Annotated in this window: 11 protein-coding genes and 1 pseudogene; 5 read left to right on the forward strand and 7 right to left on the reverse strand. The window is 67.0% G+C overall.

Features of this window, described 5'->3' with window-relative positions; translation table 11 throughout:
• Nucleotides 1-204 precede the first annotated feature (204 nt).
• Both AC0VYM_RS13580 and AC0VYM_RS13585 read left to right on the forward strand, forming a co-directional pair.
• Entirely contained in the window at nucleotides 205-483 is a 279-nt protein-coding gene (locus AC0VYM_RS13580) for a DUF2637 domain-containing protein (RefSeq protein WP_475462631.1), read from the forward strand.
• A gap of 503 nt (nucleotides 484-986) precedes the next feature.
• Nucleotides 987-1,289 (forward strand): annotated as a pseudogene (locus AC0VYM_RS13585) (3-oxoadipyl-CoA thiolase); the annotation flags it as partial.
• 140 nt (nucleotides 1,290-1,429) lie between these two features.
• On the opposite strand, the gene AC0VYM_RS13590 reads toward AC0VYM_RS13585, so the two are convergent.
• Nucleotides 1,430-3,517, reverse strand: a complete 2,088-nt coding sequence (locus AC0VYM_RS13590; protein ID WP_475462632.1) for an acetate--CoA ligase family protein — start codon at nucleotides 3,515-3,517, stop codon at nucleotides 1,430-1,432.
• A gap of 227 nt (nucleotides 3,518-3,744) precedes the next feature.
• On the opposite strand from AC0VYM_RS13590, the gene AC0VYM_RS13595 reads away from it, so the two are divergent.
• Nucleotides 3,745-4,557 carry an acyl-CoA thioesterase gene (locus AC0VYM_RS13595; protein WP_475462633.1) on the forward strand — a complete coding sequence of 271 codons (813 nt, stop codon included), beginning with the start codon at nucleotides 3,745-3,747 and terminating at the stop codon, nucleotides 4,555-4,557.
• Nucleotides 4,558-4,607: 50 nt separating this feature from the next.
• Here AC0VYM_RS13595 and AC0VYM_RS13600 read toward each other — a convergent pair whose 3' ends face one another.
• Genes AC0VYM_RS13600 through AC0VYM_RS13625 form a run of 6 tightly spaced genes read right to left on the reverse strand, consistent with a single transcriptional unit; the run spans nucleotide 4,608 to nucleotide 13,310 of the window.
• Nucleotides 4,608-6,683 carry a 3-hydroxyacyl-CoA dehydrogenase NAD-binding domain-containing protein gene (locus AC0VYM_RS13600; RefSeq protein ID WP_475462634.1) on the reverse strand — a complete coding sequence of 692 codons (2,076 nt, stop codon included), beginning with the start codon at nucleotides 6,681-6,683 and terminating at the stop codon, nucleotides 4,608-4,610.
• Between the two features lie 2 nt (nucleotides 6,684-6,685).
• Nucleotides 6,686-7,813 (reverse strand): acyl-CoA dehydrogenase family protein, encoded by a 1,128-nt coding sequence (locus AC0VYM_RS13605; protein ID WP_475462635.1) that lies wholly within the window; start codon nucleotides 7,811-7,813, stop codon nucleotides 6,686-6,688.
• A 45-nt stretch (nucleotides 7,814-7,858) separates the two neighbouring features.
• Complete coding sequence (locus tag AC0VYM_RS13610; protein ID WP_475462636.1) at nucleotides 7,859-8,941, reverse strand: ABC transporter substrate-binding protein; 1,083 nt, start codon at nucleotides 8,939-8,941, stop codon at nucleotides 7,859-7,861.
• 52 nt (nucleotides 8,942-8,993) lie between these two features.
• Nucleotides 8,994-10,751 carry an ABC transporter permease gene (locus tag AC0VYM_RS13615; protein WP_475462637.1) on the reverse strand — a complete coding sequence of 586 codons (1,758 nt, stop codon included), beginning with the start codon at nucleotides 10,749-10,751 and terminating at the stop codon, nucleotides 8,994-8,996.
• Nucleotides 10,748-11,878 carry an ABC transporter ATP-binding protein gene (locus AC0VYM_RS13620; RefSeq protein WP_475462638.1) on the reverse strand — a complete coding sequence of 377 codons (1,131 nt, stop codon included), beginning with the start codon at nucleotides 11,876-11,878 and terminating at the stop codon, nucleotides 10,748-10,750. The genes AC0VYM_RS13615 and AC0VYM_RS13620 overlap by 4 nt, the downstream gene beginning before the upstream one ends.
• A 31-nt stretch (nucleotides 11,879-11,909) precedes the next feature.
• Nucleotides 11,910-13,310: an MmgE/PrpD family protein gene (locus AC0VYM_RS13625; protein ID WP_475462639.1), complete on the reverse strand. Its 1,401-nt coding sequence runs from the start codon at nucleotides 13,308-13,310 to the stop codon at nucleotides 11,910-11,912.
• 197 nt (nucleotides 13,311-13,507) lie between these two features.
• Here AC0VYM_RS13625 and AC0VYM_RS13630 point away from each other — a divergent pair, with 197 nt between their 5' ends.
• Nucleotides 13,508-14,197, forward strand: a complete 690-nt coding sequence (locus AC0VYM_RS13630; RefSeq protein ID WP_475462640.1) for a GntR family transcriptional regulator — start codon at nucleotides 13,508-13,510, stop codon at nucleotides 14,195-14,197.
• Between the two features lie 96 nt (nucleotides 14,198-14,293).
• Nucleotides 14,294-15,064 (forward strand): IclR family transcriptional regulator domain-containing protein, encoded by a 771-nt coding sequence (locus tag AC0VYM_RS13635; protein WP_475462641.1) that lies wholly within the window; start codon nucleotides 14,294-14,296, stop codon nucleotides 15,062-15,064.
• Nucleotides 15,065-15,702: the final 638 nt, after the last annotated feature.

The following is a 15,702-nucleotide window of genomic DNA, read 5'->3' on the forward strand; positions in this document are numbered from 1 at the left end:
GCGCTTGAGTTACGCAAGTAGATCTTGAGCACGTTCGTGTAGTCCTGCCGTGGGGCGGAGTCCGCAGGGGACTTCAACCATTCCCCCACGGGGTCAGAGCACCTTGGTCCTGAGCACTGACCTGTCGCTGGACGGTGGTAACCGGTGAAGGACCCCTCCCTTTGGTCTCGCTGGACAACCATCGCCGCCGTTCTGATGCTGGCCGTGATCGCAGCGGTTGTCTCCTACTCGCACATGTACGAACTCGCCTTGCGTCACGGTGAGCCCGAGTGGCGCGCAGCCCTGTTCCCGCTCTCCGTCGACGGCATGATCGTCGCCTCCTCCATGACGCTGCTGAGCGACGCGCGCAACGGCCGTGAGGGTGGTCTGCTGCCTTGGAGTCTGCTGATCATCGGGTTGGCCGCGTCGCTGGCGGCCAACGTCGCGGTGGCCGACCCTCGGTGTGGTCGCGGATCATCCATGCTTGGCCGAGCTTCTCCCTGATCGGGGCGTACGAGTTGTTGATGCGGGAGTTCCGCACGGCCGCGCACGGCGTACGAACTGCTGACGCAGAGCGTACGCACTCCGCCGATGAGGGCCTTCGTGGGGACGGTGCAGAGGCGAAGAGGACTTCTGAGGGCCCGGGGGCGCGGCACCTGCGCGTGGTGCAAGAACAAGGTTCGAGCTCGGGGGACGTCGACCACATCGAGGCAGACAACAACGATCGGCCGCCACCCAAAGTGCAGCGAGACGCCGGGAAGTGGGCTTTGGACAACCGACAGGACGATGGTTCGCTGCCAACTGGCGAGCAGATCGCGGCGAATGGGGAAAACAGGGGCGCCTTGATCCGTTGCCTGACAAGACCTCTGCCGTGTCGAGGTAGTTTCGGCGTCGCAGCGACCTGCGCTTACAAGCATTCGCTTCGCGGTGGTTGGGAGCCGTTAGGGGACGTTCGCGTCTCGCAAAAATCTCCCAGGTACTAGTGCTAGCAATCTGCACGGAAGGAAGTCGGGCCGGTGCGTGCCGCCGAGATCGCGCTCGAACGGGCCGGGGTCGGCTGGGCCGACCTGACCGCCGTCGAGCTCAACGAGGCTTTCTCGCCGCCCAAGCCCTGGCCTGCCTGCGTGCCTGGAGGGATCTGGGCCCCGAGATCGTCAGATCCAATGGTGGCGCTATCGCGCTGGGGCGCCCGCTCGGGGCCTCCGGGGCTCGCCCCGTCGGATCGCTCGCGCACGAGTTGCGGGCTGGCAGCGCTGTGCGTCGGGGTGGGGCAGGGCCTCGCCGTCGTCCTGTACAGCGAGGGGCCCTGACGGGTTCGAACTTTCGATGCCGGTCTCGGACCGGTGCGGTTTGTGGAGACCGCGCGATGCTGTCCTCCCCGCCCGCATCGCCGACGTCGAGGTGTGAGCAGACGGTCCTGAGCTCTCAGGGGCCCAGGACCGTCGAGGCGTCAGTCGGTCACGCGCACCAGGGCGTCCAATGCGGTGACACCGGCCCCCTTCACGCCCACCAGCAGTGGGTTCACTTCGGCTTCGAGTACGTCGGGCTCGTGATCGGCCAGTTGTGAGACGGCGACGATGGCAGCGGCCAGGGCATCGATGTCTCCCTCGGCGCCGGTGCGGTAGCCCCGGGCCGGAGCCAGCCCCTTCACCTCTTGAACCATCTCGTGCGCGGTCTCCAAGGTGACCGGTGCCAGGCGCACCGAAGTGTCGGCGAAGACCTCGGCCAGAACACCGCCGGTCGAGAGGACGACGAGAGGGCCGACGTCGGGGCTCACTCTGTAGCCGACGAGCGCCTCACACACCCCCGCACCCGCCATCTGCTGGACCAGCACCTTGTCGATGGTGATACGAGGGTCGAACTCGGCGACGTTGGCGACGATCTGTTTGGTCGCGTCACGGATTCCCGGCTCGTCGGCGACGCCGAGGACGACTCCGCCGGCCTCCGTCTTGTGGGGGAGATCCGCTGAGAGGGCCTTGACCACGACGGGGAACCCGAAGGACAGGTCGAGGGGGGAGTCGATCGTGGCGATGTCGATGACCGCGGATGCGGGAGTGCGGATCGCCCGTCGCTCCAGGACAGTGGCCGAGTCGCTCTCGTCGAGCGTGTGCGACCCGGCGGTCCCGGGGGCGAGGAGCCCGGTCGTGGTCGCGATGGTGCTCACACGGCGATCGAACGCAGCCGCGATGACGTCCGCGCATGTCTCGGGTGTGCGGAACGCCGGTACCTCGGACGAGTTGAGGAGGTGGGCGGCGTCTGGGGCTTCCGGGAGAGCGAAGGCGACCAGGGGAACCTCGTGGCCGCCTCTCTCAGCGATCGCCTGTACGGCGAGCTCGGGGTTCAGACGTGCGGACGATCCGATGACGAACACGATGAGGTCGAACTCGCCGCTGTCCTGCATCAGCCGCAGGGCGTTGGAGACGATGTCGTGTCGTGCTCCGGCAAGGCCCAGGTCGGCGATGAGGCTGTGGGGGATCGGCGCGCCGGCAGCGGTAAGGTCGTCGACCAGCTTGGTGCTGGGGGCGGCGATGCTCAGTCCCTTCACCGCGAGCTGGTCCACCATGATGGCGGCCCCGCCGCCGGTGGTCGTCACGACTCCGATCCGCGGCTCTCGCCGTGTGGGGGACGCCGGGATGCGCCTCAGGAGCGCGGGCGCTTCGATCAGCCCCTCGAAGTGGCCGACGCGGGCGAATCCACACGCCTTGAAGAACGCCTCCGACTCCGAGTCCTCACCCGCGAGAGCACCGGTGTGTGACACGGCCAGCGCAGCCGCTTCATCTGACCGGCCGAGCTTGTAGACCGCGACGGGCTTGCCCGCCTCCTGAGCGGCCCGAGCGAACGAGGCAAGCTCCCGGGAGTGACGCAGTGACTCCAGGAACAGTGCGTAGGAAGTGATCTCCGGGTCGTCGAGTGTCGCTTGGCAGATCTCGCCCACCGACAGGTCCGCCTCGCCTCCGGTGGACACCAGCCCGGCGAAGCCCACTCCTCTGCCGCGAGCCCTGCTGACGAGAGCGCCGATGACGCTGCCGGACTGGGAGGCGACGAAGGTGCCCCCCTGGGGGGTGTCCGGCTCACCGAAGGCGGCGTTGCCGGTGATCATGGCCCCGGAGCGCGGGTTGACCACACCCAGACTGCTGGGGCCGACGAGTCGGACCCGTCCCGCCGCGGCCTCGCGCAGACGATCCTCGCGTTCCCGGCCCTGCTCGCCTTCCTCGGCGAATCCGGCGGAGAGGACGGTCGCGACGGGTACGCCCAGCCGCGCGCACTCACCGACGGCCTCGATGGCCTGCTCGGTGCCGGTCATCACGTAGACGTGGTCCGGTACCTGCGGGAGCGCGCTGAGACTGGGCCACGCCTTCTCGCCCTGGACGGTCTCCCTCGTGGGGTTCACCAGATAGACGTTGCCCCGGTATCCGGCCTGGGTCAGGAACCTTTGCGGGCGACCGTTGGGTTTGGCTGGATTGTTCGAGGCGCCGACGATGGCGATGCTCGACGGGTTGAGGAGTGGGGCGGCCAAGGTTTTGCTGGTATCGCTCATGGGTCGGCTCCTTCTGTTGGCGAATCCGGACTCCACGTGGGCGACCGCTCACCGTGAGCGGGCACCCACCATCCTCCATACTCTATAGAGTATTGTCCAGAGTTATGAGTGCACCAGAACCAGACGGAGAGCCCTCCCATAGCGAACACACCGCAGTTGAGCGGCGGGGCGACGAGTCATCGACATCCGGGCCAGCCAACGAAACCCCGCTGGTCGATCGACTCGCGGTGACCACCGTCGAGGGAACCGGCACTTTCATCGGGCATCCTCCGGCTGGCTTCGACCAGCGACTCTTCGGCGGTCACATCCTGGCGCAGGCGACCCTGGGCGCCGCTCGTACCGTCTTCGAGGAGCGAGTGGTCAACTCCCTCCACATCTACTTTCTGAGAGCGGGGAGACCCCAGGAAGAGATCTCGTACCACGTGGGTAGGGTGCGCGACGGCCGCTCCTTCTCCGTTCGTTCGGTCACGGTCGAGCAAGCCGGCAAAACCCTGGCCCTGGCCCACCTGACCTTCAACGGGCCCAGGACAGCCAGCCCGGTCGAGCCCATCGGGATGCCCGAAGTGCCAGATCCCGAGGATCTCCCCGATCTGCACGAACGTCGCCTCAGGGACTTCCCCGCCGACGGTTTCAACTGGCCGCCCGGGCCCGATTGGCGGACCGCCTCGCGCCCGTTGGACGTGCGGTACGTGGACACGGCCGAAGACGCCCCAAGGTGCTTCTGGTTTCGTGCGGCTCCGATCGAGGAGCCGGACGAGAACGTGTGGCGGGCCATCCTCGCCTACGCTTCCGATCGCTCCATGCTGCCTGTGGTCTCCAGGACACGAGGGGAACTCAGCGGCCACGGTCACCGTCGTGTCGCGAGTGTCGACCACGCCTTGTGGTTCCACGCGACTCCACGTCCGGGGGACTGGTTGCTCCACGTCCAGGACAGCCCGGCCAGCACCTCCGGCCTGGGAGTGGCGCGTGGCCTCATCTACACACGCGGTGGGGGCGTCGTCGCCTCCGTCATGCAGCAGGGTGTGTTCTCGCAGGGTTGAGGGCAGCACCAGCGCGGGTGTCGGGCCCGGGGGTACCGGGCCCGACACCCCTACCCCAGGAGGGACAGATCGCCGGGACGGAAACCCCAACCCGTGGCCTCGGCCAGTCGCTGCTGTGCGGCCCGTAGTTCCGACGTGCTCCGGTGCGCGGCCCAGAAACAGATCCCCCCTTCATGAGCGGGGAACCCATAGCCGAGGGTGAACAACAGATCCACGTCCGACGCGCGCTCGGCGATCCCCTCCTCCAGGAGCAGGGCGGCCTCGTTCGCCATGGCCATCAGAGCCCTTTCCCGGATCTCGTCACCGGCCACCGCGCGAGGGGTGATCCCCTTGTTCCGCCGAGACACCTTGATGAGGTCCGCCACCGCCGGGTCAGGGAGCGGCTCCTTCGACCCGTTCGAGTATCGGTACCAGCCGACTGAGGTCTTCTGCCCTAGGCGACCCAGCTCGACCAATCGGTCCGCCATGTCGGGGTAGCGTTCGCGTGGATCCCGGTCGGGGTCGCGTCTGCGGCGCGCGTGCCAGGCGACGTCCAGCCCCGACATGTCGGAGACGGCGAAGGGACCCATCGCGAAGCCGAACCCGGTCAGCGCCGCGTCGACGTCCTCCGGGCTGGCCCCGTCCTCAACCAGCAGTTCGCACTGGCGACGATAGGCGTTGTAGATCCGATTGCCGATGAACCCGTCGCACACCCCTGCGATGACCGGAACTTTGCGTAGGACCCGAGCTGCCGCCAAGGCGTGCCCCAGAGCGCCTGATGAGGTGTGCGCGCCCTTGACCACCTCGACCACCTTCGTGCGGTGGGCGGGGCCGAAGAAGTGCGTACCCACCAGGCGGGAGGGATCCCGTAGTTCACTCGCCAGAGCGTCGACGTCCAAATACGAAGTGTTCGTGCCCAGAGTGACATCGCTACCGACCACGTCCTCCAGCGCGGCCAGGACCTCGGTCTTGACCCGGTGATCCTCGATGACCGCCTCGATGACCAGGTCGGATCCAGTCAGGGCTTCCAGCGCCTCACTCGTCTCCACCCGCGCCAGACGCTCCTTCGCTGCCTGCGGTGTGAGCGCACCGCTGGAGACCGACCGCGTGTAGGCACCCTCCAGAACTGCCTTCGCCCTTTCCGTGGCCGCCGGGTCGTTGTCCACCACCGTGACGCACACACCGGCGTCCGCGAACGCCCGGGCGATCCCGGTCCCCATCGTTCCCGCGCCGACGATGCCCACTCGGCTGATTGCGGGACGACCTGACCCGCCCGCGCCTCGGGTCGTGGCGTTGCGAGCGAAGAACAGGTGGCGGTGAGCGGCTGCTTCGTGGCTCGTTCTGAGCCTGTTGAACTCCGCCCGCTCGTGGGCCAGCGCCTTGTCGACGGGCTGGGCGAGGCCGGTGAGCACGGCTCCGATCGCCGCAGTGATCGCAGGCCGCGCCCCGTACCGGTTCAGGGCGCGGGACGCTGCGGCCTCCAGGCTTCCAGGGGCGCTGTCGATCACCGGCATGTCACGCAGTGTGCGTTTGTCACCCGCACGGCTGGCGTAGCCGATGGCCTCATCCCGGAGCTGCCCCTCCACGACAAGGTCGATCAGCCTCTCCTCGCACGCCTGCTCCACCGTGAGCGTCTGTCCGGAAGTGACGAGTTCGAGCACGCGCGAGGGGGGCAGCAACCGCAGGGGGCGCTGGGTCCCGCCCGCTCCGGGGATCATGCCCAGGGTGACCTCGGGCAGTCCCACCCTGCCGCCTGCCAGGGCGACGCGGGCGTCACACGCCAGCGCCAGTTCGAACCCTCCACCCAACGTTGAGCCGGACAAGGCGGCGACTACCGGTTTCGGGCACGCCTCCACCGCGGCGATCACCTCGGGCAGTTCGGGGCGGGGCAGTTCGCCCGCGAACTCGCGCAGGTCCGAACCCGAGATGAAATGCCGTCCCGCGCCGATGAGTACGACGGCGGTGACCGATGTGTCCGCGGTCGCCTCAGCGAGGCAGTCCAGCAGCCCGGTGCGTACCTGGGCGGTACTCGCGTTGACAGGGGGGTTGTCGATGGTGAGGACGGCGACAGTGCTCTGCTGGTGGAGGGTGACGGGGCCGGGCTCCTTGGGGGGCACGTCGGGGCCTGGTGCGGTGCTGGTTGTCATGCTCATCCCCTCTGGCTGAACCGACGGCCGAAGATCTCTTCGGCGATGCGGTTCTTGAGGATCTGGGTGGAACCTCCCGCGATCATCCACCCTCGTGTGCGCCGCATGCAGTACTCCACCAGCGTGTCGGTACTGTAGCCGAGTGCCCCCATGGCCTGCATGGCCTCGTTGGCCGCGCGGAACCCCGCCTCGTTGGCGGCCAGCTTGGCCACCGAGGTCTCGTAGGCGGAGGGCAACCCCTCCTCGGCGTTGGAGACCGCCCTGTCGAGCAGGGCCTCGGCGGCGTCCAAGGCCACGGCCGATTCCGCGAAGCTCCACTGAAGGCCCTGGAACTCGTTCAACGTACGGCCGAACTGCGTGCGCTGACTGACGTGGTCGCGGGCGATGGAGAACGCGAGCCGCCCCAGGGCCAGGGAACGCGAGGCGTTGCCGATGCGCTCGACGTTGAACCCGCTCATCTGCTTCTTGAACCCGCCTGGCCCCAGGAGGACGTGGGAACGCGGGATACGGCAGTCGTCGAAATACAGCTGCGCCCAGGTCTCTCCGCTCATGTAGGTGGAGGGCTGGCCGATCGTGAAACCGGGGGTGTCGCGTTCGATCAGGACTGAGCCGATGTTCTTGGTGCCGGGACCGAACCGGACGTAGACCAGGAACAGCGTGGCGTCGACACTGTGGGTGGACCAGATCTTGGTGCCGTTGATGAGGAGATCATCGCCGTCCTCGGTCGCGGACGTGGTGAGCTCGGTCGCGGCCGAACCGGCTTCGGGCTCGCTCATGCCCAACGCGATCAGGGCCCGGCCCGAGAGGAGATCCCCGAGGTATCGGTCCTTCTGATCGGTCGTGCCGAACTGGGCGAAGGTGCGGATGGCGCCGAAGTTGCCGGCCTGGAGGATGTCGGCGCTCTTGGGGCAGTACTGGGCGACGGTCTGGATGGCGGCGACGGCGTTCGCCAGCCCGGCCCCCTGTCCGCCGTCCTCTTCGGGGATGGTCAGCCCCAGGAGCCCCTGCTTGCCGAGGAGCTCGGCGATCTCCCAGGAGTAGCGGGGGTCGTGGGCTCGTTCCAGGGCCCCTTCGGCCAGGTGCTTCTGGGCGAAGCCCCGGACGGAGTCCACGAGTGCGTTGTCGGTCATGGTCGTGCTCGCTGCCCTTCGAGTAGGTACATCGGTGTGGGGGGTTCAGATCAGGACGTCGAAGATCTCCTGCCAGAGTTGTTCGTCCTCGCGGGCGTGCTCGGCGAAGCCCTCCTCCGTCAGTAGGTGGAAGCGGGGTGAGTCAGCCAGGGGGAGTTGGTAGTCCCCCGAGGGCACGGTGCCGATGTCGGTCCGCACGGGGACGAATCCCTGGGCGGCCGCGAAGCGCTGCCCGGACTTGGAGAGCGACCAGTTCGCGAACACCTCCGCCGCGGGATTGTCCGTGCCCTTGGGCGTCAGCCCAAGGGGGCCCTGCGACGCCGAAACGCCGTCCTCGGGCACGACAAGCGTGATGGGGGCTCCGGCGAGTTCGGCGGCGAAGGCGTTGTTGAAGCTGACCGGCCCCACGGCGATCTCCCCGCGCGCCAAGGCGTCGACCTGGGTGGAGGTCGAGTTGAACACACGCGGTCCCTGCTCGGCTTGGGCCTGGAGGAACTCGGTGCCGTAGGTCTCGAGCTGGAACCGGGTCAGGGCCTTCAGGGTGCCGCCGGTGGAGATGCTGACCATCCCGGTCTGGCCTTCGTACTGAGGGTCCGCCAGAGCCTGCCAGTCCGTGGGCGGGTCCTCGGTGATCATGGCCGAGTTGTAGGCCAGCACGTTGACGAAGTAGTAGCCGGTGAAATAACCCTCGCTCTGCGGTGCGCCCTGTTCCTCCAGGAGTTGGGCGAACACCGTTTCGTGGGGGGCGTACACGCCGACCTCGGCGAACCGCTGGGCGGTCGGCGGGTCGGTGAGACGGATGGCGTCGGCGGTCAGTTGGTCCGCCCCGTGTTCGGACAGGACGCGCTCGGCCAGTTTGTTGTTGGGCAGTCGCGTGAGACGGACCCTGATACCGGTCTCCTCCTCGAAGCGCGCCACGGTGAGGTCCTCGGCCTCCTTGCCGGTGGCGGAGTACAGGACGACGTGGCGGTCCAGTGCGGCTTCGTAGAGTTCGGCGTCAGCGATCAACTCTCCGTCGATGCGCAGGCCGTCGTCCGTCTCGACGGTGGGGGGCTCCAGAAGGCGGGCCGCCTGGTCGGCCTTGGACTCCGGTGGCTGGCCGCAGGCCGACACCAGTAGTACGAGCATTGCGGTGAGGGCACACAGGGCGCGCGGCCGACTCGTTCTTCCGGATTGTGTGTCAGGCACCGGTGGCTCCGTTCCTCGCGCTGATGCGGCGGGGCAGGTAGCTGAGCAGGAACATGATCAGGCAGTAGATGAGCGCGGTCGCCGAGGCCTCGCGCAGGGCACCACCGTTCTCGAACTGGTCGTAGATGGCGATGGACAGAATCTGGGTGTCGCTCGTGTAGAGGAACAGCGGGACGGTCAGCTCGCGCATGCTCAACATCAGTAGGAGCAGGAAGGTCGAGAGGAGGGCCACGCGCATCAGGGGCAGGGTGACGAAGGCGACCGCGCGGGGGCGGCGGGCGCCGAGCATGACGGCGCTGTCCTCCAGATCGCGGTCGGTGGCCTGGATCGAGGAGGCCACACCACGGAACCCCTGCGGCATCTGCACGGCGATGAAGCCGATCACCAGCACCCAGAGCGTCCCGTAGACCGGAACAGGCATGACCAGCCAGGTCCACAGCAACCCGATCCCCAGCACCACGGCGGGAATGGCGAGCGGAACCATCGAGATCGATTCCAGGGCGGCTCGTGCGGGCGCCTTGGTTCGGTAGACCGTGTAGCCGACGACGAACGCGAGCGCCGTTCCACCGACCGCTGCCAGGATCGACACGACCACACTGTTGGTGGCGGCGGAGGTGAAGGTGTCGGAGGTCAGGACCTCGGAGAAGGAGCCGGCGTTCAACGCCCCGGGCTCGGTGAGGGAGGCGAAGGAACTCATGTACGGAGACGTGCGCACAGCGGAGAGCAACAGGGCTCCCAGCGGCAAGACGATGGAGAGGGTGAAGTAGATCAGGGCCGCGGCCAGGACCGGGGTCCGCCAGGCTCCCAGGGCCAAGGTCCGAGGCTTGACGCCCTTGCCGGTCACCGTCGTGAACGAGCGCTTGCTCAGGAACCGCCTCTGAGCCAGCGTCACGACCAGCACGATGGCCACCAGAATCACGGCGAGCACGGCGGCCTCGTTACCCCTGGAGGGGGAGGAGTTCATCAGCTTGTAGATGAACGTCGGGAGCGTCTCGATACCCCCCGGCGTGGCCAGGACCTGAGCGACGGGGAAGTTCTCGAAGACCAGGATGAAGATGAGCAGACCCGAACCGAGAATGGCGGGCAGCGACAGCGGCAGCGTGACGGACCGAATCATCCGCCCCGCCGACGCCCCGTGAACCCCGGCGGCGTCCTCCAGATCCGGATTCATCATCGTCATGGAACTGTGGATCATCAAGAAGGCGTAGGGGGCGTAGTACATCGCCATCACCACGACCACACCGGTCAGGGAGTACATGTTGATCAACCCGCTCGCGCCCAGGTCACGAGCCGCGATGTTGACCAGACCCGCTCCGGGGCTGCCGAGGATGGACCAGGCCAGCGCGCCCACGTAGGACGGCAGGAACAGCGGCATCAAGCCGATGAGGAAGACGAAACCCTTCCACCGAACGTCCGTCCGGGATGCCGTGAACGCAAGGAACCCACCGATGGCCAGGGCCAGCAGAGTCGCCAGCAAAGCGATGACCAAGGAGTTCAGGGCCGCGCTCAGCACCCCTGGCTCAGCCAGGACCGCGAAGTTCTGGAGAGTGGGAGAGAGCGCGATGCTTCCCGGTCGTGGAACGTCTCGGCTGAACGCGGCGAGCAGGATGAACCCCGCGGGAACCAGGACCAAGAAGGCGACCAGGGCGAGCAGGGGCAGGCTGAGAAGTCGTGCGCGCCCCTTCGGGGCGTTGGCTGGTCGTGGTGCTTGGGGGGGAGACGGGGTGGTGCGAGTCAGGGTGGTGCTCATGCCGCGATCGCCTCCAGGGGCGCGGGTACCTCGACCTGGTCGGGGAGCACGCGCACGTGCCGAGGGTGAACGCGCGCGACCGCGCGTGCGCCCGAGCAGAGGGACCCGGTTGCGGGTGGCGGACAGATGGCTTCCAGCTTCATGCCGAAGTCGGTGGTCAGCTTGCACCGAATCGACGCCCCTTGGAAGACGGCCACGTCGACCGTGCACGTGAACGCGTTGACCTCCGCGGCTCGGGAAGGCGTGAGGGGAGCGGGGTCGACGTCGACCACGATGTCCTCGGGTCGGATACACACGCTTGAGGCTCCCGCCGGAACACTGGAGTCGCTGGCGATCACCACGTCATGTTCCGACAGACGGACACCTGGCGTGTCCTGCGAGGGATTGACGGTGAAGATGTTCGTGACCCCGAGGAACTCCGCGATCGAGGCGCTCGCGGGAGAATGGTAGATCTCCTCAGGTGGCCCGGACTGGGTGATGCGTCCGTCCTGCATGATGGCGATCTGGTCGGCCAGGGCCAGGGCCTCTTGCTGGTCGTGGGTGACGTAGAGGCTCGTGAGCCCGCGTTCTACCTGAATGCGGCGCAGCTCGACCCTCAGGTCGTCCCTGAGGCGGGCATCGAGGTTGGACAGCGGCTCGTCCAACAGCAGGACGCCGGGTTCCATGGCCATGGAACGGGCCAGGGCGACACGTTGCATCTGGCCGCCCGAGAGCAGGCTCGCGCTGCGGTCGGCGAGGTGGGCGAGTCCGACGACGTCGAGCACCCCCAGCGCCTGGGCGCGGCGCTTGCTTTGGGGCAGACCCTTCATCTTCAGCGGGAACGCGACGTTCTCCAACACGGTCCTGTGCGGCCAGACCGCGTAGGACTGGAAGACCATCCCCACGTTGCGCCGGTACGGAGGGACGACCTTGCCGCGTCTGGCGTCGAAGACCGTGGTGTCACCGATGGTGATGGTTCCGCCGTTCGGGGATTCCAGACCGGCGACGCACCGCATGGTGCTCGTCTTCCCACAGCCGGATTGGCCGAGTAGGACCACGGACTGCCCGTCGGGGATGGTGAGGTCGAGTTTCCTGATGGCGCGGTGGTCGCCGTAGGTGAGTTCGAGTTGGCTGATGCCGACCTGCATGGCTGGCTCCTTGATCAGTCGTCCGAGGGGGTTACGCGGACCGTGGCGTCTCGGTGCCCGAGCGCACGGCGGTGTCGACGTGGTCGAGGAAGGACAGGTCGTCGAAGCGCCAGACGGATTCGATGAGCTCCTGGGTCTGCGAAGCCCCGATGACGGGATCACAGAGCCCGCACACCTTGTCTTCCAGAGCGCGGTCGCCGAGTGGGTTGGCCGGCTCCCCGTAGGGATACTGGACCCGGTGGCGCAGTGTGGTCCCGTCGGCCAAGGTCACCGTGACCTCCGCCGGTCGGCCGCTGCGCGGGTAGTCGGCGTCGGCCGCGTCGTCGATCCCGACGGTGACCGTCTCCATCAGGCGGCCGATCGCGGGGTCCGAACGGGTCTGCGGTCCGAAGTCGGTAAGGGTGACCGCGCCCCGTCTGAGCGCGACGGCGACAGTGAAGGGGAGACTGAGCTGTGCTTGCAGGATCGTGTCCAGCTTGGTGCCGGCGTGCTTGGCGGCGATGGCGAAGGTTCCCACCGAGACACCGGTGACGGTGTCCGGATCGATCGCGTGCTCGTCTCTCAGGGCCAGGACAGCGTCGATGGCTCCGTGTAGATGGCGACAGCAGGGATAGGGCTTCACGTAGGTGTCGAGCAGGACCCACTGCTCGCCGAGGCCGTTGCGGACGATCTCGGGGAACCAGTCCTGGCCGACCGTCCCGGCGAAGGCTGCGAAGTAGCCGTCCGGCCCCTCCAACACCGTGGTCGGTCCGGTCAGGCCGGCCGCGGCGAGGTCGGCGCTCACGATGCCGTCGCGAGCAGCTTTGCCTGGGTGGACCCGCTTGATCTCGGCCGAACCGCTGAGGAACTCGAAGAGTCCGCCCGAGTGTGATCCGGCGATCCCCAGTGCGTTGGCGATCTCGTCGACCGTGAGTTCCCTGAGCGCGGCGACGGCCGCCGCGGCACCGAAGACCCCGGCCAGGGGAGTGTTGTGGAAGTGCCTGTTGCGGGTGGCGGGATGCCCAGCCGCAGCGATGCGGCACGAGAGTTCCATGCCGATCGCGGCAGCTACCAGGACTTGCTCTGGCTGAGCGCTGATCTCCTGGGCGGTCGCGAAGACGGCGGGCAGGATCGCGGATGTTGGGTGCATGCTGCCGGGTGTGTAGCCCTCGTCCGCTTCGATCCCGTGTCCGTTGGTCCCGTTGAGGAGCGCGGCTCCCAAAGTCGAGGAGCGTCCGTGACCGATGGCGGTAGCGGTGTCTCCAGGATGAGTGCGGGCCACGTGGAGCCCGACTGCGTGGGAGACCGGCCCCCCGGAGCTGGCCACGACACCCGCGAGGTGATCCAGGACCATGCGTCGCACGTGGTGCTCGAGCTCGGAGGTGAGCGGACGCTGCCTCTGATCGGCGATCCATTCCGCGACGTCCCAGGTCAAACCAAGATGTGAGTCCATGAGCCCTCCCGTTGTCCCTGCTTGGACTAGTGGGACCTGCGTCACACCAGCCGGTCGAACGGAGACTACATACTCTATAGAGTGATGTCCACCACGGAGTTCAATCAGCTTTCCGGCAGGGGATGTGGAAATCCCATAGAGTGTTGAGTGAAGAGTTGTCCTAGGTAGCGCGACGAAGCGTCACGGAGGAACCCCCCATGGTCAACGGTGCGCCCTCGCGGGAGCTGCCGCAGAGTCTGACTGCGTACGTCGCAGATCGGATTCGGGAAGAGGTGGCCTCCGGCGCCCTGCGCCCAGGGGAGCTGATCAAGCAGACCGTCCTTGCCAAGCGCTACGGGGTGAGTCCCACGCCGGTCCGTGAGGCGCTCCGGCTTCTTGAAGCCGACGGGGTGATCACGTACTCGCCGCACAAGGGCGCCTCGGTCAGAGAACTGACGCCGGACACCGCGCAGGACCTGTACCGCCTCCGCTCCGCAGCCGAAGCCGTCGCCGCCGCCATGGCCACGGAGAGGATGAGCCCCTCCGGTCTCGCCGAGGTGCGCGAAGCTCATCGCCTCCTGTCCGAGGCGGTGCGATCGGGAACGGTGGAACCGTCCGAGCTCTCCATCATGAATCGCCGTTTTCACTTCGCCCTCTATGCCCAGGCCTCGCCTCTGGTTCTTCAGTACGTCGAGGCACTGTGGGTCAGGTTCACGCCGTCGACCACTATCTGGACTCCGCAACACGCGGGCGAGCTCCAGGAGGACCACGACCACATCCTTGACGCGGTCACGCGAGGCGACGCCGAGGAAGCGGCGAGGTTGACGACGGCGCACGTCCTCCGGGCCGCGTCCATACGAGATGAGGAGCCGGAGCTCAGGGCGGCGGGGAACGACGAACGGGCCTAGGCGTGCCAGCGCGGTCCTGCTGTCATACGGAGTTGCTGAAGGCTCCGCGTACACTCGTTGAGGCGGTGGAGGGCTACCTAGGTGTGGAGTGTGCCGGTGGGCAGGGACGAGGAAATCGGTTCCATTGTCAAGGCTTTCAACGTCCTCCAAGTGTTCTCCGAAACCCTGCCGAAGGCGACCATCACGCAGGTTGCTGAAAAGACGGGATACACACGCCCGACCGCGCGTAGGATTCTGCTCACGTGCGTCAGCCAAGAATTCATGGCGACGGACGGAAAATACTTCTGGCTCACGCCGAAGGTGATGCGTCTCGGCTTCGGGTATTTGTCCGCGCTTCCTTTCTGGGAAATGGCGCAGCCTCACATGCGAGTGCTGGCCGAAGAGCTTGATGAATCCTGCTCGCTCGCTACGCTGGACGGTTCCGAGATCGTCTACCTGGCCCGTGTTCCGGTGCGTCGTGGGATGATCCCGTTGCAGGTCGGGTCCCGTCTTCCCGCGCATGCGACGGCTCTGGGCAAGGCGCTCCTGGCATTCGCTGATTCGGCCACGGTCGAGGGCTTCCTGGCCGGAGCGCCATATGAGGAACTCACGCCCAACACGATCACCCAGTCCGCCGCGTTGGCGAAGGAATTCGAGCAGACGCGGGATCGTGGGTTCGCCGTCAACGAGGGGGAGCGTGAGATCGGTGTCCGCTCGATCGCGGCTCCGGTGATCGACCGCTCTGGTGTCGCGGTAGCCGCTCTGAACATATCGGTCAATGCCGTTCGGGTCTCCGAGGCCGCCCTGATGCAGGTCTATGCCCCCAGGCTGCTCGAGACCGCGAGGACGATCTCGTCGGAAATAGCGTTCGTTCCCTCGAACCGGTAGTCATCCGCCCCTGGGTCGGAGGGGTTGCTGGTTCACGGGTGTCGTCAGGCGCCTGACTGCCGTGTCTCTAGGATCCTCGGGGACGAGTGTGCCCCGATGGCTAGCGGTGTGCGCCTGGCCTCGGCTCCTTGGTCGCTTGCTCACCCATCCCGTTGACGTGACCGGGGGCACACTGTACGGTGAGCTTTGCGTACAAAGGTACGCAATGCGTACAACCCATGCTGAAGTGGCGAAACCCGCCTACTCGACGAGGCCGTACAACGCCTAACTAGCGCTGACGGGAACAGCGGCAGACCATGACCGCCTCCGCGGTCGTGCTGACGTCGGTCCGCCCGGCCACCGATCGTCGGCGGCACAGTGTGGCCGAGGCGGGGTGCCGGTGCGTCCATGGGACCGGGCAGGCGGTCGCTCCAAGTGCGGACCCCGATCTCCGGCTTTCCCGCTCAAGGCCCATGCTCCGACGGGTTTGGAGCCACCCATGATCCTTGGCGCGGATCACTCCAGACGAGGGTGGGGCGGCGCGCCAGGGCTCGGTGTTCGAATCATCCAGGGGGTTAGGAAGAAATGATTGCAGCTGTGTCCAATTTCCTGTGGTCTGAGCACGATCGGACCAAGGGGGTTCTCGGAAGAATCATCAA

This window comes from Nocardiopsis sp. iso_237 (genome assembly GCF_056173345.1).

Coding starts and splice junctions, on each gene's coding strand:
- AC0VYM_RS13615 (WP_475462637.1), bottom strand. CDS start 10,751: ATGAGCACCACCCTGACTCGCACCACCCCGTCTCCCCCCCAAGCACCA.
- AC0VYM_RS13590 (WP_475462632.1), bottom strand. CDS start 3,517: ATGAGCGATACCAGCAAAACCTTGGCCGCCCCACTCCTCAACCCGTCG.
- AC0VYM_RS13605 (WP_475462635.1), bottom strand. CDS start 7,813: ATGACCGACAACGCACTCGTGGACTCCGTCCGGGGCTTCGCCCAGAAG.
- AC0VYM_RS13620 (WP_475462638.1), bottom strand. CDS start 11,878: ATGCAGGTCGGCATCAGCCAACTCGAACTCACCTACGGCGACCACCGC.
- AC0VYM_RS13625 (WP_475462639.1), bottom strand. CDS start 13,310: ATGGACTCACATCTTGGTTTGACCTGGGACGTCGCGGAATGGATCGCC.
- AC0VYM_RS13630 (WP_475462640.1), top strand. CDS start 13,508: ATGGTCAACGGTGCGCCCTCGCGGGAGCTGCCGCAGAGTCTGACTGCG.
- AC0VYM_RS13600 (WP_475462634.1), bottom strand. CDS start 6,683: ATGACAACCAGCACCGCACCAGGCCCCGACGTGCCCCCCAAGGAGCCC.
- AC0VYM_RS13610 (WP_475462636.1), bottom strand. CDS start 8,941: ATGCTCGTACTACTGGTGTCGGCCTGCGGCCAGCCACCGGAGTCCAAG.